Origin of the sequence: Geothrix oryzae (genome assembly GCF_030295385.1) — a bacterium.
Lineage (GTDB): Bacteria > Acidobacteriota > Holophagae > Holophagales > Holophagaceae > Geothrix > Geothrix oryzae.
In genome coordinates this window covers 1,909,799-1,933,799 of record NZ_AP027079.1, presented here as the reverse complement: position 1 = coordinate 1,933,799, position 24,001 = coordinate 1,909,799, and the positions used below count along the sequence as shown (strand labels likewise).

21 protein-coding genes and 1 tRNA gene are annotated in these 24,001 nt (G+C 68.2%); 16 read left to right on the top strand and 6 right to left on the bottom strand.

Annotation, left to right across the window (positions count from 1 at the left end; all coding sequences use genetic code 11):
• The first annotated feature begins 30 nt into the window (after window positions 1–30).
• A complete protein-coding gene (mltG, locus tag QUD34_RS08925) occupies window positions 31–1,047 on the top strand; it encodes an endolytic transglycosylase MltG (RefSeq protein WP_286353345.1) in 1,017 nt (338 codons plus the stop codon).
• The gene (locus QUD34_RS08920) at window positions 1,040–1,819 is read left to right on the top strand and encodes a TlyA family RNA methyltransferase (protein WP_286353344.1); all 780 of its coding nucleotides are present in this window, start codon (window positions 1,040–1,042) and stop codon (window positions 1,817–1,819) included. Before mltG ends, QUD34_RS08920 begins: the two co-directional genes overlap by 8 nt.
• A gap of 2 nt (window positions 1,820–1,821) precedes the next feature.
• Here the strand turns inward: QUD34_RS08920 and QUD34_RS08915 are convergent, their stop codons facing one another.
• Window positions 1,822–3,390, bottom strand: a complete 1,569-nt coding sequence (locus tag QUD34_RS08915) for an aldehyde dehydrogenase family protein (RefSeq protein ID WP_286353343.1) — start codon at window positions 3,388–3,390, stop codon at window positions 1,822–1,824.
• Between the two features lie 85 nt (window positions 3,391–3,475).
• Here QUD34_RS08915 and QUD34_RS08910 point away from each other — a divergent pair, with 85 nt between their 5' ends.
• The 9 genes from QUD34_RS08910 (at window position 3,476) to QUD34_RS08870 (ending at window position 11,967) form a co-directional block, all read left to right on the top strand.
• Window positions 3,476–4,225, top strand: coding sequence for a site-2 protease family protein (locus tag QUD34_RS08910; RefSeq protein WP_286353342.1), 750 nt, complete (start codon window positions 3,476–3,478; stop codon window positions 4,223–4,225).
• A 27-nt stretch (window positions 4,226–4,252) separates the two neighbouring features.
• Window positions 4,253–5,242, top strand: a complete 990-nt coding sequence (gene trpS / locus QUD34_RS08905; protein WP_286353341.1) for a tryptophan--tRNA ligase — start codon at window positions 4,253–4,255, stop codon at window positions 5,240–5,242.
• Between the two features lie 60 nt (window positions 5,243–5,302).
• Window positions 5,303–5,379: transfer RNA gene (locus tag QUD34_RS08900), tRNA-Lys, on the top strand.
• A gap of 352 nt (window positions 5,380–5,731) precedes the next feature.
• Window positions 5,732–6,304, top strand: coding sequence for a hypothetical protein (locus QUD34_RS08895; protein WP_286353340.1), 573 nt, complete (start codon window positions 5,732–5,734; stop codon window positions 6,302–6,304).
• Window positions 6,305–6,477: 173 nt separating this feature from the next.
• On the top strand, window positions 6,478–6,978 hold the full coding sequence (locus tag QUD34_RS08890) for a hypothetical protein (RefSeq protein ID WP_286353339.1): 501 nt from the start codon (window positions 6,478–6,480) through the stop codon (window positions 6,976–6,978).
• 204 nt (window positions 6,979–7,182) lie between these two features.
• The gene (locus tag QUD34_RS08885; RefSeq protein ID WP_286353338.1) at window positions 7,183–8,079 is read left to right on the top strand and encodes a proline dehydrogenase family protein; all 897 of its coding nucleotides are present in this window, start codon (window positions 7,183–7,185) and stop codon (window positions 8,077–8,079) included.
• A gap of 101 nt (window positions 8,080–8,180) precedes the next feature.
• Window positions 8,181–8,369, top strand: a complete 189-nt coding sequence (locus QUD34_RS08880; protein ID WP_286353337.1) for a hypothetical protein — start codon at window positions 8,181–8,183, stop codon at window positions 8,367–8,369.
• Window positions 8,370–8,461: 92 nt separating this feature from the next.
• Window positions 8,462–10,336 (top strand): mechanosensitive ion channel domain-containing protein, encoded by a 1,875-nt coding sequence (locus QUD34_RS08875; RefSeq protein ID WP_286353336.1) that lies wholly within the window; start codon window positions 8,462–8,464, stop codon window positions 10,334–10,336.
• Window positions 10,336–11,967 (top strand): ABC-F family ATP-binding cassette domain-containing protein, encoded by a 1,632-nt coding sequence (locus QUD34_RS08870; RefSeq protein WP_286353335.1) that lies wholly within the window; start codon window positions 10,336–10,338, stop codon window positions 11,965–11,967. Before QUD34_RS08875 ends, QUD34_RS08870 begins: the two co-directional genes overlap by 1 nt.
• On the opposite strand, the gene QUD34_RS08865 is transcribed toward QUD34_RS08870, so the two are convergent.
• Window positions 11,964–12,869, bottom strand: coding sequence for an RluA family pseudouridine synthase (locus QUD34_RS08865; protein WP_286353334.1), 906 nt, complete (start codon window positions 12,867–12,869; stop codon window positions 11,964–11,966). The two genes, QUD34_RS08870 and QUD34_RS08865, sit on opposite strands and share 4 nt — an antisense overlap.
• Window positions 12,870–12,910: 41 nt before the next feature.
• Entirely contained in the window at window positions 12,911–14,443 is a 1,533-nt protein-coding gene (locus QUD34_RS08860) for a methyl-accepting chemotaxis protein (RefSeq protein WP_286353333.1), read from the bottom strand.
• A gap of 174 nt (window positions 14,444–14,617) precedes the next feature.
• Here QUD34_RS08860 and QUD34_RS08855 point away from each other — a divergent pair, with 174 nt between their 5' ends.
• Together QUD34_RS08855 and QUD34_RS08850 are read left to right on the top strand one after the other, a co-directional pair.
• Window positions 14,618–15,076: a cache domain-containing protein gene (locus tag QUD34_RS08855; protein ID WP_286353332.1), complete on the top strand. Its 459-nt coding sequence runs from the start codon at window positions 14,618–14,620 to the stop codon at window positions 15,074–15,076.
• Between the two features lie 86 nt (window positions 15,077–15,162).
• A complete protein-coding gene (locus tag QUD34_RS08850) occupies window positions 15,163–15,846 on the top strand; it encodes a hypothetical protein (RefSeq protein ID WP_286353331.1) in 684 nt (227 codons plus the stop codon).
• 3 nt (window positions 15,847–15,849) lie between these two features.
• Here the strand turns inward: QUD34_RS08850 and ftcD are convergent, their stop codons facing one another.
• On the bottom strand, window positions 15,850–17,697 hold the full coding sequence (gene ftcD / locus QUD34_RS08845; protein ID WP_286353330.1) for a glutamate formimidoyltransferase: 1,848 nt from the start codon (window positions 17,695–17,697) through the stop codon (window positions 15,850–15,852).
• Window positions 17,698–17,831: 134 nt separating this feature from the next.
• Window positions 17,832–18,758 (bottom strand): 5'-nucleotidase, encoded by a 927-nt coding sequence (locus QUD34_RS08840; protein WP_286353329.1) that lies wholly within the window; start codon window positions 18,756–18,758, stop codon window positions 17,832–17,834.
• A 22-nt stretch (window positions 18,759–18,780) separates the two neighbouring features.
• Here QUD34_RS08840 and QUD34_RS08835 point away from each other — a divergent pair, with 22 nt between their 5' ends.
• Together QUD34_RS08835 and QUD34_RS08830 are read left to right on the top strand one after the other, a co-directional pair.
• Window positions 18,781–19,815, top strand: a complete 1,035-nt coding sequence (locus tag QUD34_RS08835; protein WP_286353328.1) for a cysteine desulfurase family protein — start codon at window positions 18,781–18,783, stop codon at window positions 19,813–19,815.
• A 32-nt stretch (window positions 19,816–19,847) separates the two neighbouring features.
• Window positions 19,848–21,533: an aspartate:alanine exchanger family transporter gene (locus QUD34_RS08830; RefSeq protein WP_286353327.1), complete on the top strand. Its 1,686-nt coding sequence runs from the start codon at window positions 19,848–19,850 to the stop codon at window positions 21,531–21,533.
• 1 nt (window position 21,534) lies between these two features.
• On the opposite strand, the gene QUD34_RS08825 is transcribed toward QUD34_RS08830, so the two are convergent.
• A complete protein-coding gene (locus QUD34_RS08825) occupies window positions 21,535–22,680 on the bottom strand; it encodes an alkaline phosphatase family protein (RefSeq protein WP_286353326.1) in 1,146 nt (381 codons plus the stop codon).
• 30 nt (window positions 22,681–22,710) lie between these two features.
• Here QUD34_RS08825 and QUD34_RS08820 point away from each other — a divergent pair, with 30 nt between their 5' ends.
• Window positions 22,711–23,901 carry a class I SAM-dependent rRNA methyltransferase gene (locus QUD34_RS08820; RefSeq protein ID WP_286353325.1) on the top strand — a complete coding sequence of 397 codons (1,191 nt, stop codon included), beginning with the start codon at window positions 22,711–22,713 and terminating at the stop codon, window positions 23,899–23,901.
• Window positions 23,902–24,001: the final 100 nt, after the last annotated feature.

Below are 24,001 nucleotides of genomic sequence, written 5' to 3'. Positions count from 1 at the left end.
GGATCCACGCTACCACGGCATTCTGGAGGCATGGCACGCTCCTCGATGTCCCTCCGCTTCCTCGTGGCCACGGTCCTGCTGGCCGTGGCCCCCGCCATCGGCGGCTGGTGGGCCTGGAAGGGGCAGGGCCCCCTCCGGCAGGAGGCCACGGTGCTGGTGAGGAAGGGCGCGAACCTCAACCAGGTGGCGGACCAGCTGGAGCGGGATGGCGTCATCCGTTCGGCCTCCCTGTTCAAGCTCTGGGCCCGGGCCCGCAAGCTCCAGCTGATCCGCGGCGAGTACACCTTCAACCCCCGGGCCAGCCTCTCGGATGTGGCGGGCAAGCTCCGGCGGGCGGAGATCCACTACACCGCGGTGTCCATCCCCGAGGGGGCCCACGCCTGGTCCGTGCAGAAGCGCCTCAAGGGCTTCGTGCCCGAAGAGGTCTTCTGGACCCTCTGGAAGAGCCCCCGCCTGGCGAAGACGGCGGGATTCGAGCAGGCGGAGAGCCTGGAGGGCCTCGTGGCCCCGGCCACTTATAAGCTGCACCATGCCATGGAGCCCGAAGAGGTGATGCTCATGCTGGTGGAGGCCTTCCGTGACCAGATCCGCCCCAAGCTCGAAGGCGGTGTCCTGCCCCCCTACGAGACCCTGATCCTGGCGAGCCTGGTGGAAAAGGAGACCAAGCTCCCCGAGGAGCAGCCGAAGGTGGCGGGCGTCTACAAGAAGCGGCTCGACATCGGCATGCGGCTGCAGTGCGACCCCACCAGCCTCTACGCGCGGTGGCTCAGCGGTGACCTGCGCTTCACCGCCCCGCTGCCGGGGGATATCCGCCGCGTCCACCCCTTCAACACCTACACCACGGCGGGACTTCCTCCCACGCCCATCGCCGTGCCCAGCGCCTCGGCCCTGGAGGCGGCGAAGGCGCCGGAGATGGGCCGGGACCTCTACTTCGTGGCCACCGGCAGGGGCGGCCACAGCTTCGCGCCCAGCCTGAAGGACCACAACCGGAATGTCGGCACCTACCGCAAGGAAATCGCCCGGCAGAGGCGGATCGCCCGTGGCTAAGGTGCGCCTGGACCAGCTTCTCGTGCAGCGCGGCCTGTGCGAGACCCGCGCCAAGGCCCAGGCGCGGATCCTGGCGGGCGAAGTGCTGGTGGACGACCGGCCCGTCACCAAGGCGGGCACCGCCGTCGCCGAGGAGGCGCCCATCCGCCTGCGGGGCGAGCCCCTGCCTTTCGTGAGCCGGGGCGGGCTGAAGCTGGCCGGGGCCCTGGACCGCTGGGGGATCGATCCCACCGGCCTCGTCTGTTTCGATGCGGGCTCCAGCACCGGCGGCTTCACCGACTGCCTGTTGCAGCGGGGCGCGGCCAAGGTCTACGCGGTGGATGTGGGCACCAACCAGCTCCACTGGAAGCTGCGGAGCGACCCCCGGGTGATCTCCATGGAGCAGGTGAACCTCCGCACCTGGGAGGCGGCTGCCATCCCCGAGCGGTGCAGCCTGCTGGTGGCGGACCTGAGCTTCATTTCGCTGCGGCTGGCCATCCCGCCCGTGCTGCCCAGCCTCTTGCCGGAGGCCGAAGCCGTGCTGCTGGTGAAGCCCCAGTTCGAGGCGGGGCGCGAGGATGTGGGCGCCGGGGGCATTGTGCGCGATCCCGCCGTCCACCGCCGGGTGCTCGTGGACACCTGGTCGTTCTTCGCGGGGACGGACCTGCGGCCCCTGGACCTCGCCCTCAGCCCCATCAAGGGCGGGGAAGGGAACAGCGAGTTCCTGCTGCGGCTGGGCCTGGGTGCGGAACCTGGAAGTCTCGGCGCCGCGCTGGAAGGGTTGGGCCTCTAAGGCTAGAGACTCGCCCAGTCGGTCTGCAGGGGGCTGGCGGGGGCGAGGGGGGTTCCCTGGGAAGGGTCCTCCACCACGCCATCGCTCACGGCCTGCCAGCGCGTGAATCCGTCGAGGGCCGTCTGGCTGCCGGGATGGGTGCCATAGCCGGCGAAGGGCAGGCGGGTCCCCGGATCATCGGCCGTGGTGTTGAGGTTGATGATGTCCGCCCGGGTTTCGCGCTTGAACCGCTCGGTCCAGGTGCGGTCCTGGGTGTAGAGGCTGATGGCCGGGCCGCAGGGGCCGGCGTTGATCCCGGCCAGGGCCTCGTCGAAGTCCGCGAATCTGGAGAGGTTCACCGTGGGGCCGAGGACCTGGTTCCGGAAGAGGGCCATGGCGGGCGTGACACCCTCCCACACGCAGGGCTGCATGTAGGCGCCGTGTCCGATGTTGCCCTTCACCTGGGAGGTGCGGTTGGCTTCGGTCCACTGGTCGCCGCCGAATCGCAGGACGGCGCCCTCGGCGCGGCCCAGATCCCAGTGCTCGCGGAAGGTGGCGGCCGAGCGGGCATTGATCATGGGGCCGTAGGCCACGGCGGGATCCGTCATGGGGTTGCCCACTTCGAGACTGGCCACGCGATCCATGAACTGCTGCGTGAAGCGGGCCGCGCAGGCTTCGTGCAGGAGGATGTTGACCAGGCCGATGGGGCGCTGGCCGGCGTGGCCGAAGGCGGCACGGAGCGCATCCTGGATCGCGAGATCGATGTCGGCGTCCGGCATGACGACCATGGCGCCCTTGCCGACGAGGTCCAGGCTGGGAAGGATCAGGTTGCGGCCGCACATCTCGCCCACGGTCCGCCCCAGGGCGGTGGAGCCCACGAAACTGAAGGACTGGTAGTGCCCCTTGTCGATGCCCGCGAGGAAGTGCTTCCCGCAGCCGGCCCTGCCGCGGCCATTGACGGTGTTCACCACGCCGGGCGGGAGGCCCGCTTCCATGAGGGCCCGCAGCAGGAGGTAGGCCGCCGTCGGGGCGTTGTCGCTGGGTTTCCAGGCCACCGTGTTGCCGCAGAGGATGGCCGGAAGGATCTTCCGCCAGGGCGCCGCCAGGGGGGAGCTGCCGGTCGCGAGGATGCCGCAGACCCCGACGGGCCGACGGTGCGCCGCCGCGCCCGAGGCGAGCTTCCGGCTCTGGAGGTTCAGGGTCTCCGAGGTGAAGAACGCGCAGGCGTCGATGGCCTCCTGCACTTCGGCCAGGGCTTCCCCGGGGGTCATGCCGACCTCGCGGGTGATGATGCGGGCCAGCCGCTCCCGGTGGGCGGTGAGGATCTCCCCGGTGCGCTGGATCACGGCCCCGCGCGCGGCGACGGGCGTGGTGGACCAGGACTTGAAGGCCTCGGCGGCGGCCTTGGCGGCGCGGGCCACATCCTTTTCGCCGCTGTCGGGGAACATGCCCACCAGATCGCGCCGGTCCGCGGCGGACCGGGACTCGATCATGCCCAGATCGCCCTCAACCTCGCGGCCGTTGACGAGGTTGAAGCCGATCACGGACTTCCCGGCGCTGGCGGCGGCGGGAGCGTTGGGCTTGAGGTACATGCCTGACTCCTGGCGTAACCCGTAAGCATAACGCGGCTGCCGGCCCCTCCCACACCCGCTAGACTGGGAGATTGCCGGAGCCCGGGTGTTCGACAGCATCTCCATCCCCACCATCCTCGTCAGCTATGTGGCCCTGCTCTTCAGCCTGAGCGTGCACGAGGCCAGCCATGCCACCGCGGCCTACTGGCTGGAGGACGATACGGCGGCGCGGCTGGGCCGGATGACCCTGAATCCCCTGGCGCACATGGATCTGCTGGGCACCTTCGTGTTTCCGCTGCTGGGGATGGCCACGGGCTTCCCCTTCATCGGCTGGGCCAAGCCCGTGCCCGTGGATCCCCGGAACCTCACCCGCCGCTTCACGCAGCGGGGCGGCATGGCGATCGTCTCGGCGGCCGGGCCCGCGTCCAATGTGGCGCTGGCGGCCCTCTTCCTGGGGGTCCTGGTCGTCCTCGTGAAGGTGGCGGCCCCGCCCCAGGCCCTGGAGATGAAGCTTTTCGCGTATGCGCTGTTCGCCCGCAAGGTCGAGAGCCTGCACGCCCTGGAACTGGGATCGGCGCTGACCCTGGGCCTGGCCCTGACAGGCCGGCTGGTGCTCATCAACCTCGGCCTGGCGCTCTTCAACCTGCTGCCCCTGGGCCCACTCGACGGCTCCGGCATCCTCCGCGGCATGCTGCCCTGGCGGTGGCTGCCGAAGTACGACCGCGCCCAGCCCTGGATGGGAGGGGCCCTGATCGTCCTGGCCCTCACGGGCCTGCTGGGCTATGTCATCGGGCCCGTCTTCGGCGTGATCCTGATGGGCGTCGAAGCCATCGCCCGCCTCTTCCTCGGAGCTTGATCCTTCTTCTCTCGGAGTCCCATTCCCATGCACCGCATCCTGTCCGGCATCCAGCCTTCCGGTTCCCAGCACATCGGCCACCTGGTGGGCGCCCTCGACAACTTCACCCACCTCCAGGGGAAGGGCGAGGCCTTCTACATGATCGCGGACTGGCACGCGCTCACCTCGAAGTACGAATCCGTCGGGGAGATCTGGCCGGCCACGCTGGAGCTCACCGCCACCTACCTCGCGGCGGGCCTGGATCCGAAGCAGGCCACGATCTTCGTGCAGAGCCTGGTGAAGGAGCACGCCGAGCTGCACCTGCTGCTGTCCATGGTCACGCCGCTTTCATGGCTGGAGCGGGTGCCCACCTACAAGGAGAAGATGCAGAACGCCGTGGCCGATCTGGGCAGCTACGGGTTCCTCGGCTATCCGCTGCTGATGACCGCGGACATCATCATCTACAAGGCCCACAAGGTGCCCGTGGGCGAAGACCAGCTCTTCCATGTGGAGCTCGCCCGGGAGGTGCTCCGCCGCTTCAACTTCCTCTACCAGCGGGAGGTGTTCCCCGAGCCCGAGGCCGTGCTCACCAAGACGCCCAAGGTGCCGGGCCTGGACGGCCGGAAGATGTCGAAGAGCTACGGGAACTGCATCTACCTGCGGGACAGCAACGCCGACATCCTGGAGAAGTGCACGCGGCAGATGGCCTCCGACCCGGCCCGCGTGCGCAAGACCGATCCCGGCAACCCCGATGTCTGTCCTGTCTTCGAGTTCCACAAGCTCTTCAGCGAGGATGCGACGGTCCAGCTGGTGAACACGGAGTGCCGCCGGGCGGGCATCGGCTGCTTCGACTGCAAGAAGCGCGTGGCCGAGGCCATCATCCGCCGCGTCGAGCCCGTGCGCGAGAAGATCGAAGGCTACCTGGCCCGGCCGGACGACCTGCAGGAAGTGTTGCGCGACGGCAGCGCCCGGGCCCGGGCCGTGGCGGTGGAAACCATGGCGGATGTGCGCGGCGCCATGAAGATGCCAAACATCTGAGAGGGGGTCCACAACGGGCTCTTGCGTTCCGGCCCGGCCCTGGTAAGATTTCCTTCTCGTGGTCCCTTAGCTCAGCTGGTTAGAGCATCTGACTCTTAATCAGAGGGTCCCCGGTTCGAGTCCGGGAGGGACCACCACTCAAGACCCCCGCAGTCGCTGAGCCTGCGGGGTTTTTGTTTTCGGGGATGGACGCAGCGTGCCGGCCCGCGGAGGTCTCGATTCCGGTCGGGGATCCACGGGGCGCAGCCGTCGATGGGGGAGGGTCCGAGAGTCCTTCGGTCAACCCACCCGGGGGTGGTTAAAAATAGGGCATGGATGCCGGTGGGTCTCTCATTTTCAAACCGGATCTGGGGACCTTCGGGGCCGGGCTGACATTGGGCCGGGTGGGAACGCCCACCCGGACATGCGCCCTGTCGTGATGGCAGGACTTCTTTCCTTTCCATCTCCGCCCGGGCCGGACCCGGCGGGCCATCCCTATCAGGAGGCAACATGAATCGCATCGTGAAAACCGCTGGTCTGATCGCGGCCGGGCTCCTCGGTGGAAGCCTGTTCGCGGAGGATTTCCAGACCCTGATGAGCACCACCCGAACCACCTGGCCTGAAAAGCGGCACATCGGGGTGATCTGCAACTACCAGAAGAACCTCGATGCCGTGTGGGATCTCGCCAAGGCGGCGGGCGTGGACAGCTTCATCACGGTGGTGGATGCCCGGAGCGACCTCAACCCCGTCGGCGTCGCCTCCGTGCTCGGAAATCAGAAGGTGGACTACCTCGTGGTGATGCCCCAGGATCTGCTCTATCACGACGGGGTCTACGCCTCCACCGTCGTCATCAAGCGGCTGGCGACCATGGGCATCCCGACGGTGGCCACCACTCCCATCGCCTTGAAGCAGGGCGCCGTGTTCAGCGTGGGGGAGGGGACGGAAGGCCAGGTCCTGGTGAACGACCGGCTGATCGGCACCATCGAGGTGCACCTTCCCGATCGCAGCACGATCACCCAGAAGTCGAGCCTGGTCCTCGAGAGGGATGGGATGGCCACCATCCAGGTCCGTTCCGTGAAATAACTGAAGGCCTTGCAGGAAAAGCCCGGCGATGCCGGGCTTTTCCGCGTCTGGTCCCACGGATCGCCTCTCGTCCGGCCGGGTTCTTTCCGCAGAATGTGACGCTGTTCATACAACCAATCCTGGCCCGGACCCCGGGGCCCGGTACCCTTGGAGACGGCAACCTGGAGGCGCTTGTGCTGCGAGGCCTGCTTCCCATTCTGTCGGGCCTGGTGCTTGCGGCCTCGACCGGCCCCATCCCCGAAGCCGTGGAGATGCGGCCGGGGATCTACATCCTGAAGGGCGGCGCCACGCCGGCGATCTATTCCGCCCTGAAGCAGCAGCACATCACCCATGTCGTCGATCTGAGAAAAGATGGGGAGATAACCCCGCAGTCGGCCTTCGTGGTGACGACCCTTCAGGAAATGAAGGTGCACTACATGCGGTACGCGACCAGCCGGGTCCCCCCCGCCGGGGACCTCGATTTCCTCCGGACCCTGCTCAAGGGGTTCCCCAAGGACGCGCGGATCGTGATCACCTGCAACAACGGCAACCGCGCCGCAGCGGCGATCTGCCCCTGGCTCATCCTCGATCAGCACCTGCCCGTGGAGGAGGTCCTGGTGGCCTCGCGCCGGGCCGGGCTGACCGCGCCGGAGACCGAGGAGGCCATCCGGGGCTATCTGAAAGAACGGCTGTGATCTCCCGCCCATCCGGAGACTGATCCGCTGCTGGGCGAGGGGGCCAGGGCCGCCCAGACCACAGACCGGTGCGCCTTTGCAGACCCCTGTCGGTCACATTCCACCCTGTCCATCGTCAATGGAAGGGGCCGTGGAGCTATATTTGAAGGTCCGCCCGATCCTGATGGAAGGGGCGGGAAACGCAGTAACGACGGGAGGAATACCGTGGATTTGAAACGCACGATCCTTGACCTCATGCCGGACATGCTGGTCCGCACCTTCGCCGCCCCCTACTGTGCGGGCAAGGGCATCTCGAGTGGCGTGGCGAAAGCCGATGAGATCCACAGCAAGCTGGGCCTCTCCACCACCCTGGATCTCCTGGGCGAAGAGGTGTTCAAGCGCGAGGATGTCGAGGCCACGGTCCAGGTCTACTTCCGGATGATCGAGGCCGTGAAGGACCGCCCCTTCGCCACCATCAGCCTCAAGCCCACGCAGCTGGGCATCAACGAGAGCGAGGCCTACTGCCAGGAGAACCTCCGCCGGATCGTGGCCGCCGCCGCGGAGCACAAGATCCACATCACCCTGGACATGGAGGACCGCCACTTCACCGATGTCACCCTGCGGATGTTCAAGGCCATCCGGAACGAGTTCGACAACTTCGGGATCGTGCTGCAGAGCCGCCTCTTCCGCACCCCGGAAGACATCAAGGCCCTCCACGAGAAGCCCTGCAAGGTCCGCATCTGCATCGGCATTTACAAGGAACCTGCGGAGGTCGCCCTCCAGGACAAGCGGGACATGAAGGAGAAGCTTTTCGAGTGCGTGCAGCTCCTGCTCGAGCACGGGCACTATCCCGAGATCGCCACCCACGACGAGCCCACGGTCCGCCGGTGCATGGCCTATCTGGACCAGCGCGGCGTGTCGAAGGATGCCTACGAGTTCCAGATGCTGCTGGGCGTGCCCCGCATGGAGCTCCAGCAGGAGATCGTGAAGCGCGGCCAGGTCATGCGGCTCTATGTCCCCTTCGCCGAGAACTGGAAGTACGCCGTGGCCTACATGAAGCGCCGCCTGGGGGCCAACCCCGCCATGGCCGCCATGGTGATCAAGAATCTGTTCGGCCGCTAATTTCCCAAGGATCCCCAGGTTGGATTTGGGGGTTGGGAAAGCCACTGGATGCGGCTAAGGTGCTTCCAGTGGGTCCGTGCCCCACCTGGATGGAGGGTTTCATGAAGAAGATCCTGGCGCTTGCCTTGGTGAGTTCCTTCGCGCTGGTGGCCTTCGCCGCCGAAGAGAAGAAGCCTGAAGCCAAGAAGAAGCCGGCTTGTGGCATGGCCTGCTGCGAGAAGAACAAGGTCGCGTCCTGCAAGGATTGCCCGGACTGCGGCAAGAAGAAGGAAGCTCCCAAGAAGAGCTGACCTCCCCGCCTCTTCAGGGAGGCCCACGAAAAGCCCCGGGGCCTGTCTCCGGGGCTTTTGCGTTCCGCCGCCATTCGTGATTGTCTGGAAGAATGAATGTCCGCGCCTGGATTCCCGCCGCTGCCCTGCTGCTTCTGACCGCCGCGACCACGGCGGGGTGGGTGTGGACCCGGGATCCGGTCCCCACGGCCCAGGCCCAGGATGGGGGAACTCCCGCCAAGAAGCAGGGGCTCCGCCGGGCGGCGCCGGTCCGGGAGCGGCTGGTGGACCAGACGCCGCTGCTGACGGCCCGCAGCCTGGTGCCCCTGGCCGTCACCCTCGAAGAACAGCAGCTGGCCCGGCAGGCGGAGCGGCTGGCCAACCACGAGGTGGACCTAGCCTTCACCGATGCCCTGCGGAGGGCGTCCAGCGCCCAGGCGCCCAAGACGCCGGAAGTCAAGGAGTTGGCTGAACTCAAGGCCAAGGCCCAGGCGACCGTCGAGGCCGACCAGCAGCTCATCGCGCGCCTGACGAAGGAACTCGCCTCGGCCCGGGAATCCCAGAAGGGGGCCCTGGAGGATCAGCTGGATGTCGCCAAGGCCCAGGCGGAGCTGGACAAGGACGAGCTGGAGGCCGCCTCGGATGATCTGGCCAGGGTCGGCGGTGATCCCCAGGCCCGGATCCGGCGCCTGAAGGAGGCCCACGAGGCGGCGGACAAGGAATCCTCCCAGGTCATGGCCGCACCCCGGCCGGCCTCGGCCTTCCAGCAGGGGAGCCTGCTGGCCCGACTCGGTGAGTGGACGGCCCAGCGCACCAAGTACGCGCGCCTGGACCGGGCCCGGTTGGAGGCCCTGGGCAAGGTGCAGGTGCTCACCAAGCGCCGGGAGACCATCGAGGCCCGGGCGAAACAGGAGAAGGACGACCGGGAAGCCGCGAAGTACTGGGCGAACAACCTGGTCCAGGGATCCGCCGCGGCAGGCGGCGGTCCCGGCCGGGAACAGGCCCAGGAGGCGGTCTCGTACCTCCGGAAGTACGGCGATGTCCAGCGTAGGCTTTCGGACATGGGCCGCCGCATCCAGGATCAGCAGGAGCTGGCGGAAGTCTATGGCAGCTGGATGGGCCTGGTGGACGGCAACCGCAATGCGGCCCTGCATGGGCTCCTCGCCCGCCTCCTGTGGGTCCTGGGGCTGGCTCTGGCCGCCTACCTCGCAGGCCTGCTCATCGACCACCTCTTCCACCGGGCCGCCGCCGGCGACAAGAAGGGGGCCGGCACCTTGCGGACCGTGGTGAAGCTGGTGGTCCAGGTGCTGTGCGTCCTCGCCATCGGCTTCGTGATCTTCGGCATGCCGGCCCAGACCACGACGGTCCTCGGGCTGGCCGGCGCGGGCCTGACCGTGGCCCTCAAGGACTTCATCGTGGCCTTCTTCGGATGGTTCATCCTGATGGGCCGCAATGGCATCCGCGTGGGCGACTGGGTGGAGATCCGGGGCGTGGGCGGCGAGGTGGTGGAGATCGGCCTCCTCCGCACGGTGCTGCTCGAAACCGGCAACTGGAGCGACGCCGGACATCCCACGGGGCGGCGTGTGGCCTTCGTGAACAGCTTTGCCATCGAGGGGCACTTCTTCAACTTCACCACCTCGGGCCAGTGGATGTGGGACGAGCTGCGCGTGATGATTCCGACCGGCCAGGATCCCTATCCCATCATCGACCGGGTGCAGAAGCTGGTGGAAGAACAGACCGAGGGCAACGCCCGGCTGGCCGAGAAGGACTTGAACCGGGTCGCGACCCGCTACCGGGTGCGCGGCTTCTCGGTGGTCCCGGATCTCAATGTGATGCCAACGGCCAATGGCATCGAGATCCGCGCCCGCTACCTGACGCAGGCCTCGGCGCGCCATGAGGCCCGCCTGCGCCTGAACCAGGCCGTGGTGGAACTGATGCACGGCCCCCGCGGGGAAGCCGGCGAACCTGATGTGAAAGTCGAGGCTTGATGATTTCGTTTTCCAATGTAAGCAAGCAGTACGGCAAGCAGATCCTGTTCATCGAGGCGGATTTCCAGCTCAATCCCGGGGAGAAGGTGGGGCTGGTGGGCCCCAACGGGGCGGGGAAGTCCACGCTGTTTCGCATGATCATGGGCGAGGAATCGCCGGATGACGGCTCCGTCACCCTGCCGAAGAAGCTCACCCTCGGCTACTTCCGGCAGGAAGTGGACGAGATGGCGGGTCGCCCCGTGCTGGACGAGGCCATCGCGGGGAGTGGGCGCCTGGGCGATCTGCACCACGAGTTGATCGACCTCGAGCACGCCATGTCCGACCCCGAGCGCGGCGATGAGCTGGAGGCCATCCTCGAGCGCTTCGGCCATGTCCAGGAGGAGTACCAGCACCTGGGCGGCTACGAGCTGGAGGCCCGGGCCCGGGCCTGCCTGCACGGTCTCGGTTTCGAGGACGCGCAGATCGACGGCGATGTGGGCGCCCTGTCCGGCGGCTGGAAGATGCGCGTCTCCATGGCGAAGGTGCTGCTGGGCAACTTCGATGTGCTGCTCATGGACGAGCCCACCAACCACCTGGACATCGAATCCATCCTCTGGCTCGAGACCTTCCTCAAGGCCGTGCCCGCCACCCTGCTGATGACGAGCCACGACCGCGACTTCATGAACCGCGTGGTCACCAAAGTGCTGGAGATCGACGGCGGCGACATCGTCACCTACTCCGGCAACTACGATTTCTATGTGAAGGAGCGGGAACAGCGCGACGCCAACCAGGAGGCCGCCTACGCCCGCCAACAGGCCAAGCTGGCCAAGGAGCAGCGCTTCATCGAGCGGTTCTCCGCCCACGCCGCGAAGGCCGCCCAGGTGCAGAGCCGCGTGAAGGCCCTGGACAAGATCGAGCGCATCGAGCCCCCGAAGAAGCGCCGCGTGGTGAAGTGGGATTTCCGCATCCCCGGCCGCTCCGGCGACGATGTGGCCATGCTCGAGGGCGTGTGCAAGGCCTATGGCGCGCGCAAGCTGTACGACCAGTTCGGTTTCCACATCCGCCGCGGCGAGCGCTGGTGCGTGATGGGGAAGAACGGCGCCGGCAAATCCACCCTGCTCAAGATGGTGGCGGGCGTCATCGAGCCGGACTCAGGCAGCGTGCGGCTGGGCGCCAGCCTCCGGCTCGGCTACTTCTCCCAGCAGGCGTTGGACTTGCTGGATCCCGACCTCACCGTGATCGAACAGATGCAGCAGGATTTCCCCATGGAAGGCCTGGGCGTGCTGCGGAACCTGCTCGGCGCCTTCCAGTTCTCCGGCGACGATGTGGACAAGAAGGTGCGCTCGCTCTCGGGCGGCGAGAAGTCCCGCCTCGTCATGGCCCGGATGCTCTTCGATCCCCCGAACTTCCTGGTGCTGGACGAGCCCACCAACCACCTGGACCTGGCCACGAAGGAGATGCTCATCGAGGCCCTGAAGGACTTCGAGGGCACCATGCTCTTCGTTTCCCACGACCGCACCTTCCTGCGCGGCCTGGCGAACCGGGTGCTGGAACTGGGCGGGGAGGAGCACGAGGGCCCCGTGGTGTTCGGCGGCTCCTACGCGGAATATGTCGAGCGCATGGGCCGCGAGGCCCCGGGCGTGCACAACTAGGTGATCCGTAGCATGGGCGGCGGTTGGCATTCGAGACGGAGCCAGGCCCCGGTGCGGGGATGCTCCAGCTCCAGCCGATGGGCGTGCAGCAGATAGCCCGGGTCGCCGGGCAGAGCCTGGGTCTCCGGCAGCGGGAGGCCGCCCGACCCATAGAGGGGGTCCCCCGCCAGCGGGTGGCCCGCCCAGGCCATGTGGATGCGGATCTGGTGCGGGCGGCCCGTGGCGATCTCCACATCCACGAGGGATGACTCCGGCCGCCGCTCCAGGACCGTCACCCGGCTGAGGGAAGCCCGCCCCCCCGGATGGGCGGCGTGCAGGGCGCCGAGGGGACCGTAGGGAACCTCCCCGATGGGGGCGGCCACCTCGAAGGCGTCGAGGGTGGGGTGGCCCTGGCAGAGGGCCCGGTAGACCTTGCGGGTGCGGTGATCCTGGAACGCAGCCTGGAGGGGCTTCCGCGCGGCCATCGTCCGTGCGAACAGCACGAGGCCCGAGGTGCCCCGCCCCAGGCGGTGCATGGGGCTGGCCTCGGGGGCCCGCCGCCGCACCAGGGCCAGGAGGGTGTGCTCCTGGAACTGGCCTCCGCCGGGCAGGGTGGGCAGGCCGCTGGGCTTGGCCACGGCGAGCAGATCCTCATCTTCAAAGAGGACCGCCGTGGCCAGGGGCACCTCGGGCTCGACCCAGGGCGGACGGGCCCAGGCGACCCGCTGGCCTAGGCGCAGCAGGGCTTCCGGTGAAGGGTGCTCGTCGTCGTCGAGGCGGACCTGGCCGCCCTGGATCCGCGCCAGCCAGTCCGCCGGGGAGGCGATGGGATACCGGGCCGAGAGATGGGCCAGGAGGGTGTGGCCGGCGCCCCCGGGGCCGATCAGCTCCCAGTGGACGACCCCCTGGTTCTTCCGCGCCATCCCGCCTCCCGAAGCCTCCGGGCCGGCCGGGGGCTTCATCATCACAGCTTGAAGCGCTGCACGGTCTCCCGCAGGCCCTCGGCCACCTTGGACAAGTCGTCGGCGGTGTTCGAGATCTGCTGCACGGTGGCGGCCAGCTGCTGGGTGGCGGCGGCGTTCTGATCCAGCCGGGCGGCGGTCTGGTTCATCATCCGCCCCACATCCTGGCTGGTCCGCGCCTGGCCGCTGCTGAGGTTGCCGATCTCGTGGATGCTGCCGGACACCTGGGAGATGCGATCGCGGATGGCCTCCAGGTGCTGGAGGGTCACCTCGACGCTGCCCACGCCATCGGACACCGCCGACTGCATGGCCTGGATGATCTCCTCGATCTCCTTCGCCGACTGTCCGCTGCGCTCCGCCAGGATGCGGACTTCCTCGGCGACCACAGCGAAGCCCTTGCCCATGGTGCCCGCCTTGGCGGCCTCGATGGCGGCGTTGAGGGAAAGCAGGTTGGTCTGCCGGGCGATGCCCTGGATGGCCTGGACCGCCTCGACGATGCGCGAGGTGGCCTGCTGGATGGCCTCCATGCCCTCGGCGGTGCCGCGGCCGGTCTTGGCCCCGCGGTCCGTGTCGTCCACGGCTTCTTCGGCCTTCGCCCCGGTACGCCGGGTGTGCTCGGCCATGGCCTCCACATTCGCGTCCAGCCTGCGAAGCGCCTCCTGGACCTCCCGGCCCGCCTGGCGCAGATCTTCGCCGACCCGGGCGGTCTCCTGGACGGTGGCGCTCATCTGTTCGGCGCTGGCCGCCAGCTCCGTGCTGCCCGAAGCCACCCGCTCAGAAGCCGCCCCCATGTTTCCGAGGGCCTGGTTCAGATCGGTCACCATGCCGTTGAAGGTCCCCGCCAGCTGGCCGATCTCGTCCCGGCTTCCCACGGCGGCCTTCACGGTCATGTCGCCCGCGGCTACCTGGCCGATGGCCCCGGACAGGTCATCGAGGGGCCGGAGGATGGAGACCCGCACCTGGCGGACGATGATGAGGCTGATGAGGACGAGGAGGGCGAATCCCGCCGACGCTGAGAGGATGCGGGTGTTCCGTTCGCTCCGGTACAGCTCCGCCGTGGACATGGAGACCCCGAAGGAGGCCACCAGCTCGCCTGCCTTCCGATCCTTGAAGGTGTCGATGCCGAAGGCGCCGTGGCAGTGGATGCAGGAATCCTTCAAGCGGCCCGGGCTCAAGACATAGAGGCGGGGAACCCCGTTCGCATCCTGGAGGTGCCCCACGCGCTGCTCCAGGGAGGGATTGGCCGTGAAGGCGTCCATGGACTCGCGCTCGAACGCTGCCGAGGCGGGGTCTTCGGAGCGGCGGCCCTCCAGGATCCGGTGGAAGGTCATGCCCCGGCTCCGGCAGTATTCCTCTGCGTCGGCATGGAACATGGACCGGGAGGCCACGGCCAGGGAGGTCAGGTGCTCCTCGAAGGCCTTTTCCGCCCGGCTGGTCTGGTAGGCGCTCACGCCCCAGATCGCCAGTCCCAGGAGTGCGGCCAGGGAGAGGGCGACGGGCAGGAAGAATTTCAGGGCAAGGCCACTCCGGTTCATCGCCTGCGACTCCTTGGCATTCCATTGATACTCGATAGATGTTCTATTTCGGCCATTTTCGGCGGGGAGTTGAATCGGGGCGATCTTGACCTTCGGGTTGGTTGCTTTTTCAAGATTGGGCCGAAGTGGACCGTTAGGGAAAGAACCCCCCGCTGGGGTTCAAATGGAGGAAACATGCGCAAGACATGGGCAATCCTGGCCATGGCGATCACGATGGCGTTCCCCCTCGCCGCCCAGAGCCGCGACCAGGCCAAGGCCTTCGTGAAGCAGGCCGTGGACTTCGCCAAGAAGAACCCCAAGGAGAAGTTCCTGGAGGAAGTGAGCGGGCCCAAGGGCCAGTTCCACTTCGTCAAGGGGCAGAACCATGACCTCTACATCTTCGTCTACGACCTGGAAGGCAAGGTTTTGGGCCACGGGGTGCGGCGCGAGCTGGTGGGCATCAACCGCTGGGCCGCCAAGGATCCCGACGGCAAGCCCTGGATCCAGGATTGGACCAAGATGGTCAAGGAGAAGGGCAGCGGCTGGATCGAATACAAGGAGCTGAACCCGGCCCAGGGCAACAAGGTCATGAAGAAGGCCTCATGGGTGGAACTGGTGAACGGCATGGTCATCGGCGCCGGCATCTACGAGTAGGCCCGGCTTCGAGAACTCGACAAGGGGGCCGCGAGGCCCCCTCGTCGTGCCCGGTGTAGGCTGGATGCCCCCCCTGGAGATGTTCCATGCCCCTGTCCGGACCAGCACCCCAGCGGCCGCCTTCGCTGCCCTACCGGAAACCCCAGGAGGGCCGGGACTACTGGATCGTGGATGGGATCCTGCCGGACGCGGAGGCCGTGGCCAGGCGCTTCCGGGCCCTGGAGGAATGGGAACTGGGCTTTCCCCACGCGCCCGAAACCTGGCCCGGCATGCGGTCCCGGAACGCCCTGCGCCTCGAGGAATTGGCGCCGCTGGAAGCCAAGGTGCGGGAGCTGACCGGATCGCGGCGCCTTTGGTCCGAAGTCGCGCCGGATGGCGCCTACCTCAACCACAATGTCGTGCAGGTGGTGGGCGCGAAGGAATCCGGCCCCCGGCCTCACACGGATTCTCGGAAGCTGTGCCGCTACGCGGCCGTGATCTACCTCACGCCCCGGGCGCCCTCGACCGCAGGCACCACCTTCTATCGCCTGCGGTACCCCAATGGCACCCTCAGCGGAAACCTCTGCCCGCCGCCCCACGCCAACCTGCGCGAGGCCCTGGGGGTCACCGGCCTGCCGCTGCAGGCCTGGCAGCCCGATGTCGCGGTGCCCAATGTCTTCAACCGATTGCTGCTCTATCGGGCGGACCTGGTGCACTCGGCCACGGGCTACTTCGGCCACGATCTCGCGACCAAGCGCATGACGGCCCTGTTCTTCTGGATGGCGGAGTAGCCGTTATTTCTTGGCCTTGTTCAGGCGGTCCAGGAGCTTCTGGTCCACGAACGCCGTGATCTCCCCCAGTTTCGCCGTGGACTTCTCCAGCAGGTCTGCGCACTGGGCCTGCATGTCGGTCACATAACCCGGATCCGTGATGTCCTTGAGGTTGATGACCACATTCCAGATGCCGCCGCGGACGCCCGCATGGGCCATCTGGGCGCCCACGGCCGCATCCGTGATGGAAGCCACCTTGCCCAGGCGGGCGGCCTCGCCGGCCAGCTCCAGGGCCGCGAGGCTGGTCTGGGCCGTGTCCAGGGGGACCTCGATGGCCACCTTGAGGCCGGCCTGCATGGCCTCGTGGCGGGCCGCCTTCTGCTCGGGCGTGGCATCCGGCAGGCGACGGGCGTCCATGAAGGCGTTGAAGGCGTTGGTATCGGCGTCCACGGCCACCATCAGACGGTCCTTCAGGATCTGGGCCCGCTCGGCCAGGGCGATGAGCTTGGCGTCCTTGTCGGCATCCGGGCCGCCCTGGGCCAGGTTGGCCACCATGCTGGCCAGGGCCGCGCCCAGGCTGCCCGCCAGGGCCGCGATGGAGCCGCCGCCGGGGGCCGGCGTATCGCGGCTCACTTCGTCCGTGAAGGCGTGCACCTGCATGGAGACCAGCGCTTTGGGATCGTAGGAGGGCAGGCCCAGCACCTTCTTCTCGACCTCGAAGGGGGCCACATCGCCCAGGCCCATGGAGAACACGGCCGTCTGCAGGATGTCCGAGGTGGGCACGCCGGTGGACTTGCCCATGGCCTTCAGGTAGTGGCGGCCCGAGGCCCGCAGGCACTGGAAGGGCACCAGGCCCACGATCTCGCTGCCCGTGACCACGAGTCCGCGTTCCGCGGCCAGGCGGCGCGCCTCCTCCAGCACGGCGTGGGGCGCGGTCTGCTTGTAGTCGGTGAGGTTCACGCTGATCTGGGCACGGCGGTACGAGTCCACATACCAGCCGATGGCCTTGCAGTGGCTGAAGGTGCCCCGGCGGCGCACCTTCTGGCCCACGGGATTCGCCGGATCCACATCGTTCAGGCGCATGAGGGCGGGCAGGTCGTAGCCGTGGGCCGAAGCGCAGTGATCCACGGTCTCCTGGAACGAGGCGCCCGTGAAGTCGCAGTTGCCGCAGGGGAAGCTGCCCTCGGCGTAGAAGATCAGCTCGCCGGCCTGGTAGTAGGGCCTGATGCGCCCGCGCCGGGCCACGCGGCCCTTCTCGCGGAGCTCGAAGGCGATGTCCGTGGCGTGGGCCTTGTCGCCGGAATTCAGCGTGACATTGTAGGCCACGAGGAATTCCCGGGCCCCGATGATCGTCGCGCCTGCCCCGGGGTTGTGGGGCGCCGCGAAGTCGGGCTTCCACGCGGGATCCTGCAGCTTCTTCTCCAGGCCTTCGTATTCGCCCCGGCGCACCTCGGCGAGGTTGCGGCGTTCGGGCCGGGAGGCGGCGGCCTCATACAGGTAGACGGGAATGGCAAGATCCTTCGCCACCCGGGCGCCCAGGCGGCGGGCCAGCTCTGCGCAGTCCTCCATGGTCACCCCTTCGACGGGCACGAAGGGCACCACATCCGTGGCGCCCATGCGGGGATGGGCGCCGTGGTGCCCGCGCATGTCGATGACCTTGGCGGCCTCCGCGATGCAGGCGAAGGCGCCCGCCAGCACGGCCTCGGGCTCGCCCACGAAGGTGATGACCGTGCGGTGGGTGTCCGCGCCCGGATCCACATCGAGGATCCGGACCCCCGGCACCGAGGCGATGGCGTCCGTCACCTGCTTGATCTTCGCGGCATCCCGGCCTTCCGAGATGTTCGGCACGCACTCCACCAGCTTGCGGGACATGATTCCTCCGTTCGTTCAAGTCTAGCCGTGGCGACTCCGGAGGCGGGCCGCGGGGCGGTCCACCTCCGGAGCATGGTTGACAACTTGTTAAGGAAGAGGCTTTACCCTCCTCGGAACGCATAGCGTTCCGAGCGCTACAGGGGTCCCTGTCCAGACTCGCCAACCTCATTCTTCACGCCGCTCACCACATGGCCCGTCGGACCCACCCGGGAAGCGGTGTCGCAGTAGCCGGTCTGGTCGTCGAAGAAGAAGTCGGGCTCGAACTCGCGCAGGAAGTCGGCCTTCTCGAGGCCACCCAGGAACATGGCCTCGTCCACCTGGATGTTCCAGGCCATGAGGGTGCGGATGGCGCGCTCGTGCGCGGGGGCGCTGCGGGCGGTGACCAGGGCGGTCCGGATGCGCATGGGGGCGCCCGAGGCCATGTCCTGCAGGGGTTGGAGGGCCTGCAGCAGGGGCTTGAAGGGGCCGGGAGGCAGGGGGACGCCGGCCCGTTCGATCTCGTGGGCCTGGAAGGCCGCCAGGCCGCCCTGGGCGTAGACGCGCTCCGCCTCGTCGCTGAACAGCACGGCGTCGCCGTCGAAGGCGATGCGGATCTCGTCCGGGTGGCGGTCCGCGGCCAGGGCGCTGTCGGGGTAGACCCGGGCGGCCGCGAAGCCCGCGTTCAGGGCCGCGCGGACATCGTCCTCCTTGGCGGACAGGAACAGGTTCGCGCCCAGGGAGGTGAGATAGGGGTAGGGGTTCCGGCCCCGGGTGAAGACGCCGCGCTCCAGCTGGAGGTTCGACTCCTGGGCGCTGCGGAAGACCCGCAGACCGCTCACGGGATCGTTGCGGGAGAGGATCACCACGGCCACGCGGCCTTCGTCGTCCGTGTTGAAGGCCAGCAGCTTCTTCACCAGCGGGAAGGCCACGCCGGGCTTGGCGGGCACATCGAGCCGCGACAGCTGGAGCTCCATGTAGGCACGGTCGTCCGATTCCTCGAAGACCCGGTTCTCCTCCTCGAAATCGAACAGCGCGCGGGAGGAGATGGCGACGACGAGCTTGCCTTCCAGGGATTTGGGCATGGCCTCAGGGTACATTGAGGTCATGCCCAGGCTCTACTTCGACGCCAACGCCAGCGCGCCGCCCCACCCGGAGGCGGTGGAGGCCGTGCGGCGGGCCATGGCTGAGGACTGGGCCAACCCCACCAGCACCCACCGGGAAGGGCAGCGGGCCCGGCATCGCCTCGAGGAGGCCCGGCGGGAGATCGCGGCCTCCCTGGGCGTGGCGCCGGGGGAGCTGGTTTTCTGCGCCAGCGCCACGGAAGCCCTGCACCTGCTCATCCGGGGACTGCAGCCCGCCCTGGGGGACCGGCCCGCGGCGGTGTTCCCGGGGGAGCACAGCGCCTGCCTGAATCCCCTGCGGGACTGGTCGCGGGTGAGCTGGCTGCCGGAGCTGCCCGCGGATTGCGCTGCCGTGGTGCAGATGGCCGCCAACAACGAGACTGGGATCCTCTACGGGATGCCGCCCGTGCTGGATGCGGTTCGCATCAAGGACGGCTGCCAGGCCTGGGGGAAGGTGGCCGTGGATCTGTCGGACTGCGACGCGGCGGTGTTCAGCGGCCACAAGATGGGGGGCCCCCGCGGCGCGGCCCTGCTGTGGATGCGGCCGGGCCTGCCCTGGGAGGCCCTGATGGAGGGCCCCCAGGAGCGCCGCCGCAGGGGGGGCACGGAGGACCTTCCCGCCATCCTGGGGCTGGCGGCCGCCACGCGGCACTTGACGGAGCGTCAAAGCGCGAACGCGGAGCTGGCGTCGCTGCGGGATGCCTTCGAGACGGAAATCACATCCTGGAACCGGGACATCGAGGTCATCGGCGGGGGCTCCCCACGCCTGCCAAATACAACCTGCGCCTTGTTCCGGGGCCGGAACGGGGAGGCCCTGCATGCCTCCCTGGACCTGGCGGGGTTCGCCGTCAGCACCGGGAGCGCCTGCCACAGCGGGGCGGTGAAGCCCAGTCATGCAATCACGACCTTGGGGTATAGTTTGGACGACGCGCGATCGGTGCTTCGCTTTTCGATGCTCCCGGACGCGCAGCCCGGCGAGGTGGAAGCCCTGGTGGCGGCCATCAAGCGGTTGACATGAGCCCCTAGAAAGCCAGCAGGTGTGGAGCGGACATGATCGAGCAGGTTCTCTTCTTCTTCGCACACAACCCGCTGTTGATGCTGTTCGCGGTGGTGGCACTGGGCTACCCCATCAGCAAGATCCGCATCGCCGGAGCGTCCTTCGGCATCGCCAGCATCCTCTTCGCGGGGATCGCCCTGGGCGCGCTGGTGATGGCGCCGGGCCTGGACGCCGGCCTGAAGAAGGACATCTCCAAGGAGATGAAGCTGGTCTATGAGCTGGGTCTGGCGGTGTTCGTCTACGCCATGGGCCTCTCCATCTCCCACAGCTTCTGGGCCGCCTTCAGCCGCGAGGGGATGAAGAAGAACGCGGTGGTCTTCCTGGTGATGCTGGCCTCCACGGGCTTCGTGGTGCTGCTCGCCCGCCTGCTGGGCTTCAACGCCCGCTACGCCGCGGGCCTGCTCACGGGCAGCTTCACCAACATGCCGGCCCTGGCGGGTGTCATCGAGCGCGTGAAGACCATGGCGGGCGTGGGGCCCGTGGAACTGGCCCAGCCCACCGTGGCCTCCGCCATCGCCTACCCCATCGGCGTGCTGGTGCCCATGCTGATCATCCTCATCAGCTCGAAGGTGTTCCGCGTGAACCTGCAGGAGGAGGCCGACGGCCTCAAGGACTACCAGACCGGGCACCAGAAGCTGGAGGTCTGGACGCTGCGGGTGACGAAGCCCGAGGCCGAATCCCTGACCAAGCGCGAGATCCGCGCGGCGGGCCGCTTCCATGTGGTCTTCGGCCGGGTGCTGCGCAAGGCGGAGCTGCTGCTGCCGGGGCCAGAGTTCCGGCTGAAGCTGGATGACCTGGTGACGGTCGTGGGATCGCCGGATGACCTGATCCAGGTGGAGGCCCTCATCGGCGAGCGCAGCCATGTGGAGCTGGACCGCGACCAGAGCGCCCTCGACGCCACGCGGGTGTTCGTGTCGCGCTGGGATGTAGTGGGCGTCCCCCTCGGGAAGCTCGACCTCGTGAACAAGCACCAAGCCATCATCACCCGCGTCCGCCGGGGCGACCTCTGGTTCGTGCCGGACGGCGACACGGTGCTGGAGCTGGGTGACCGCGTGCGGGTGACCACGCGCCGGGACAACATCGAGGCCATCGAGGAGTTCTTCGGCGACAGCTATCGGGCCCTCAGCGAGGTGAGCTTCCTCACCTTCGCCATGGGGCTGGCCGCCGGCCTCGCCCTGGGCCAGCTGCCCATCCCCCTCGGGCACGGCATCGTCTTCAAGCTGGGCTTCGCGGGCGGCCCCCTGGCCGTGGCGCTGATCCTCGGCCGCTTCCACCGCATCGGGCCCCTGGTCTGGAACTTCCCCTACAGCGCCAACCACACCATCCGGCAGTTCGGCCTGGTGCTGTTCGCCGCGGGCATCGGCGTGATCTCCGGCGAGGGCTTCCGGGCCATCATGTCGAAGGACGCATCGGTGCTCCCCCTCTTCCTGGGGGCGGCCTTCCTGGTCTGCCTCGTGGCGGATTCCCTGACGATGCTGCTGGGCTACAAGGTGTTCCGCATCCCGCTCAACATCATGTTCGGCATCGTGGCGGGTACCCACACCCAGCCGGTGGTGCTGGGCTATGCGAACCATCACACGGGCAACGACCTGCCCAATGTGGGCTTTGCGACCGTCTATCCCCTGGCCACGATCCTCAAGATCGTCCTGGCCCAGGTGCTGCTGGCGCTGATTCCCTGATTCACTTCACCAGGCTGGGCACGGCCTTCCCGTCCGGCTGCCGGGCCCAGTGGAGATCCAGCCAGGAGGCCACGGTGGGGGCGAGGTCCCAGAGCGGCACCGGGCCGAGGGGGCCGCGGCCGGCGCCGAGCACGATGAGCCAGGTGTGCATGGCCGGGGTCTCGGAGGTATAGGCGTGGGCACCGTGGCGGCCATGGCGCTCATCCTGCTCCTCGCGGCTGGATCGGGCCTTCGAGAGCCACTGTCCCTCCTTGGCCAGCACCACCAGGTCGCCCACCCGGGGGTTGCCCGACAGGTGGTACCGGGTGGGCACGCGGTCCCGGGTCCAGGCCTGGAGTCCGGCCCCGCGCAGGCGGGACAGGGCCCGGGGCGCATCCTTGGGGTTCTGCAGGTAGATGTAGGCGCTGCCACCGTGGGTGATGAGCTCGCTGCGGATGCCATCCAGCAGCGTGGGCAGGTGGATGCGGCGGCGCATGGGCGCCATGCCATGGTCGGCGGCGACGATGACGCGCAGACCCGGATGCTCGGCCTGCATGCGGCGGAGCCAGGGCGCCAGCTCTTCGTCCATGCGCTTCAGCTTGGCCTCGGCCTCGGCACTGTGGGGACCCTGGAGGTGGCCCTCCTCGTCGGTGCCTGAGAGGTAGGTCATGACGAGCCCGGCACCGTCCTTGAGCGCGGCTTCGCTGAAGGCGAGGGCCTCCGAATCCGGCCGCCCCACGCGGAAGGTCTCGAGGCGCCAGGGGCTGACGCCCTCCCAGGGGCCCGTGGCACCCACCCACTGGAAGACGGCCGTGCGCACGCCGCTGCGGGTGGCGGCCACCCAGAGGGGCTCCCGCTGGACATCCTCGGTGCGGGAAGCCGTGGGGACCAGGGTCTTCGTGGCCGGATCCAGGTAGCCGTTGGCGACGACCCCGTGGTGCTCAGGCCAGCAGCCCGTGGCCAGGGTCACATGGCCGTTGAAGGTGGTGGCGGGGAAGGGCGGCAGGCCCTCTCCGCGCCGACCCTGTTCCGACAGCGCCCAGAGCCCCGGCATGGTGCGGGCGCTGAACTGGTTCGCGCCCAGTCCGTCCGCGCTGAGCATGAGCACGGGCGGCGCGGCCTGCAGGGCGGCGGAGAAGGCGATGGCGAGGACGGTGGAAACACGCATCCCATGAGGGTATCAAGCTAACCTGGATGCATGAACCTGCCGCGTTGGCCCTACCCCCTGCTCCGACTGAAGCCCGGCAAAGAGGGGCTGATGTCCAAGCGCCACCCCTGGGTCTTCTCCGGGGCCGTGGCGCGACCTTCGGACTTCCACCTCGTGCGGCTGGCCGATGATTCCGGGCAGGTGCTCGGCGTCGGCACGGCGAGCCCGGCGAACCCCCTGGCGGCCCGGATCTTCCGCTTCGAGGACGCGCCCCTCGACGAGGCGTTTTTCCGGGCCCGCTTCGAATCGGCCCTGACCCTGCGCAAGGAGCTGGGCCTGTGGGATCCGGAAGGCGGCTGCCGCTGGATCTTCGGCGAGGGCGACGGCCTGCCGGGGCTGGTGGTGGACCGCTACGCCCAGGCCCTGGTGCTCCAGGTGGGCACGGCGGGACTGGAGCTTCTGCGCGAGGTCTGGTGGCCCATCCTCTTCGAGATCGGCAAGCGCGAGGGCCTGACCGCCTTCGTGGAGCGCAGCCAGTCCGGCCGCCGGGAGGAAGGCCTCGATCCCGTGAACCGCCTGCTGAAAGGCAGCCTGAGCGGCCCCATCACGGTCCGGGAGGGGGGCGCGCGCCTCACCGTGGACCTGCTGCGCGGCCAGAAGACGGGCTTTTTCCTGGATCAGCGGGAGCACCGGCTCCAGGTGGGCCGGGTGGCCCAGGGGCGGCGGGTCCTCAACGCCTTCGGCTACACCGGCGGCTTCAGCATCCACGCGGGCCTGGGTGGCGCCGCGGAAGTGGCCACGCTCGACATCAGCGCCGCGGCGCTGGACCAGGCGGAGCGCGATTGGGCCGCCAACGGCCTGGATCCCGCCGCGCACCTCCGCATGGAGGGCGACGCCTTCGAGCTGATGCGGCAACTGGAACCCATGGCCTGGGACCGCGTCATCGTGGATCCGCCTGCTTTCGCCAAGCAGCGCAAGGATGTGGACAAGGCCTTCAAGGCCTACAAGGATGTCTTCCGCCTCGGCGCCCGGGCCACCGCGCCCGGCGGCATGCTCTGGTGCTTCTCCTGCAGCCAGCACCTGGACCGGATGCGCTTCCAGGAGGCCGTGTGGACGGCCCTGCTGGAGGCCGGCCGCGAGGCCCGCGTGCTGGCCCATCTGGGGCAGCCCAGCGACCATCCCTATTCGCTCAACCATCCCGAAGGGTTCTACCTCAAGGGGCTGTGGTTGAGCCTGAGCTGAAGCGGAAAAGGATCTCCACGAAGGGCACGAAGAAAAACTTGAAGCACACGAATTGGAGTCCTTCGGGTGCTTGTTTTCTCTTAGTGTCCTTCGTGGAGTC

Bases quoted from the DNA above. Each gene is read 5' to 3' on its own strand.
- QUD34_RS08870 (WP_286353335.1), top strand. From the start codon at position 10,336: ATGATTTCGTTTTCCAATGTAAGCAAGCAGTACGGCAAGCAGATCCTG.
- QUD34_RS08880 (WP_286353337.1), top strand. From the start codon at position 8,181: ATGAAGAAGATCCTGGCGCTTGCCTTGGTGAGTTCCTTCGCGCTGGTG.
- QUD34_RS08840 (WP_286353329.1), bottom strand. From the start codon at position 18,758: ATGCCCAAATCCCTGGAAGGCAAGCTCGTCGTCGCCATCTCCTCCCGC.
- trpS (WP_286353341.1), top strand. From the start codon at position 4,253: ATGCACCGCATCCTGTCCGGCATCCAGCCTTCCGGTTCCCAGCACATC.
- QUD34_RS08865 (WP_286353334.1), bottom strand. From the start codon at position 12,869: ATGGCGCGGAAGAACCAGGGGGTCGTCCACTGGGAGCTGATCGGCCCC.
- mltG (WP_286353345.1), top strand. From the start codon at position 31: ATGGCACGCTCCTCGATGTCCCTCCGCTTCCTCGTGGCCACGGTCCTG.
- QUD34_RS08855 (WP_286353332.1), top strand. From the start codon at position 14,618: ATGCGCAAGACATGGGCAATCCTGGCCATGGCGATCACGATGGCGTTC.
- QUD34_RS08895 (WP_286353340.1), top strand. From the start codon at position 5,732: ATGAATCGCATCGTGAAAACCGCTGGTCTGATCGCGGCCGGGCTCCTC.
- QUD34_RS08860 (WP_286353333.1), bottom strand. From the start codon at position 14,443: ATGAACCGGAGTGGCCTTGCCCTGAAATTCTTCCTGCCCGTCGCCCTC.
- QUD34_RS08820 (WP_286353325.1), top strand. From the start codon at position 22,711: ATGAACCTGCCGCGTTGGCCCTACCCCCTGCTCCGACTGAAGCCCGGC.
- QUD34_RS08825 (WP_286353326.1), bottom strand. From the start codon at position 22,680: ATGCGTGTTTCCACCGTCCTCGCCATCGCCTTCTCCGCCGCCCTGCAG.
- QUD34_RS08830 (WP_286353327.1), top strand. From the start codon at position 19,848: ATGATCGAGCAGGTTCTCTTCTTCTTCGCACACAACCCGCTGTTGATG.
- ftcD (WP_286353330.1), bottom strand. From the start codon at position 17,697: ATGTCCCGCAAGCTGGTGGAGTGCGTGCCGAACATCTCGGAAGGCCGG.
- QUD34_RS08875 (WP_286353336.1), top strand. From the start codon at position 8,462: ATGAATGTCCGCGCCTGGATTCCCGCCGCTGCCCTGCTGCTTCTGACC.
- QUD34_RS08915 (WP_286353343.1), bottom strand. From the start codon at position 3,390: ATGTACCTCAAGCCCAACGCTCCCGCCGCCGCCAGCGCCGGGAAGTCC.
- QUD34_RS08850 (WP_286353331.1), top strand. From the start codon at position 15,163: ATGCCCCTGTCCGGACCAGCACCCCAGCGGCCGCCTTCGCTGCCCTAC.
- QUD34_RS08835 (WP_286353328.1), top strand. From the start codon at position 18,781: ATGCCCAGGCTCTACTTCGACGCCAACGCCAGCGCGCCGCCCCACCCG.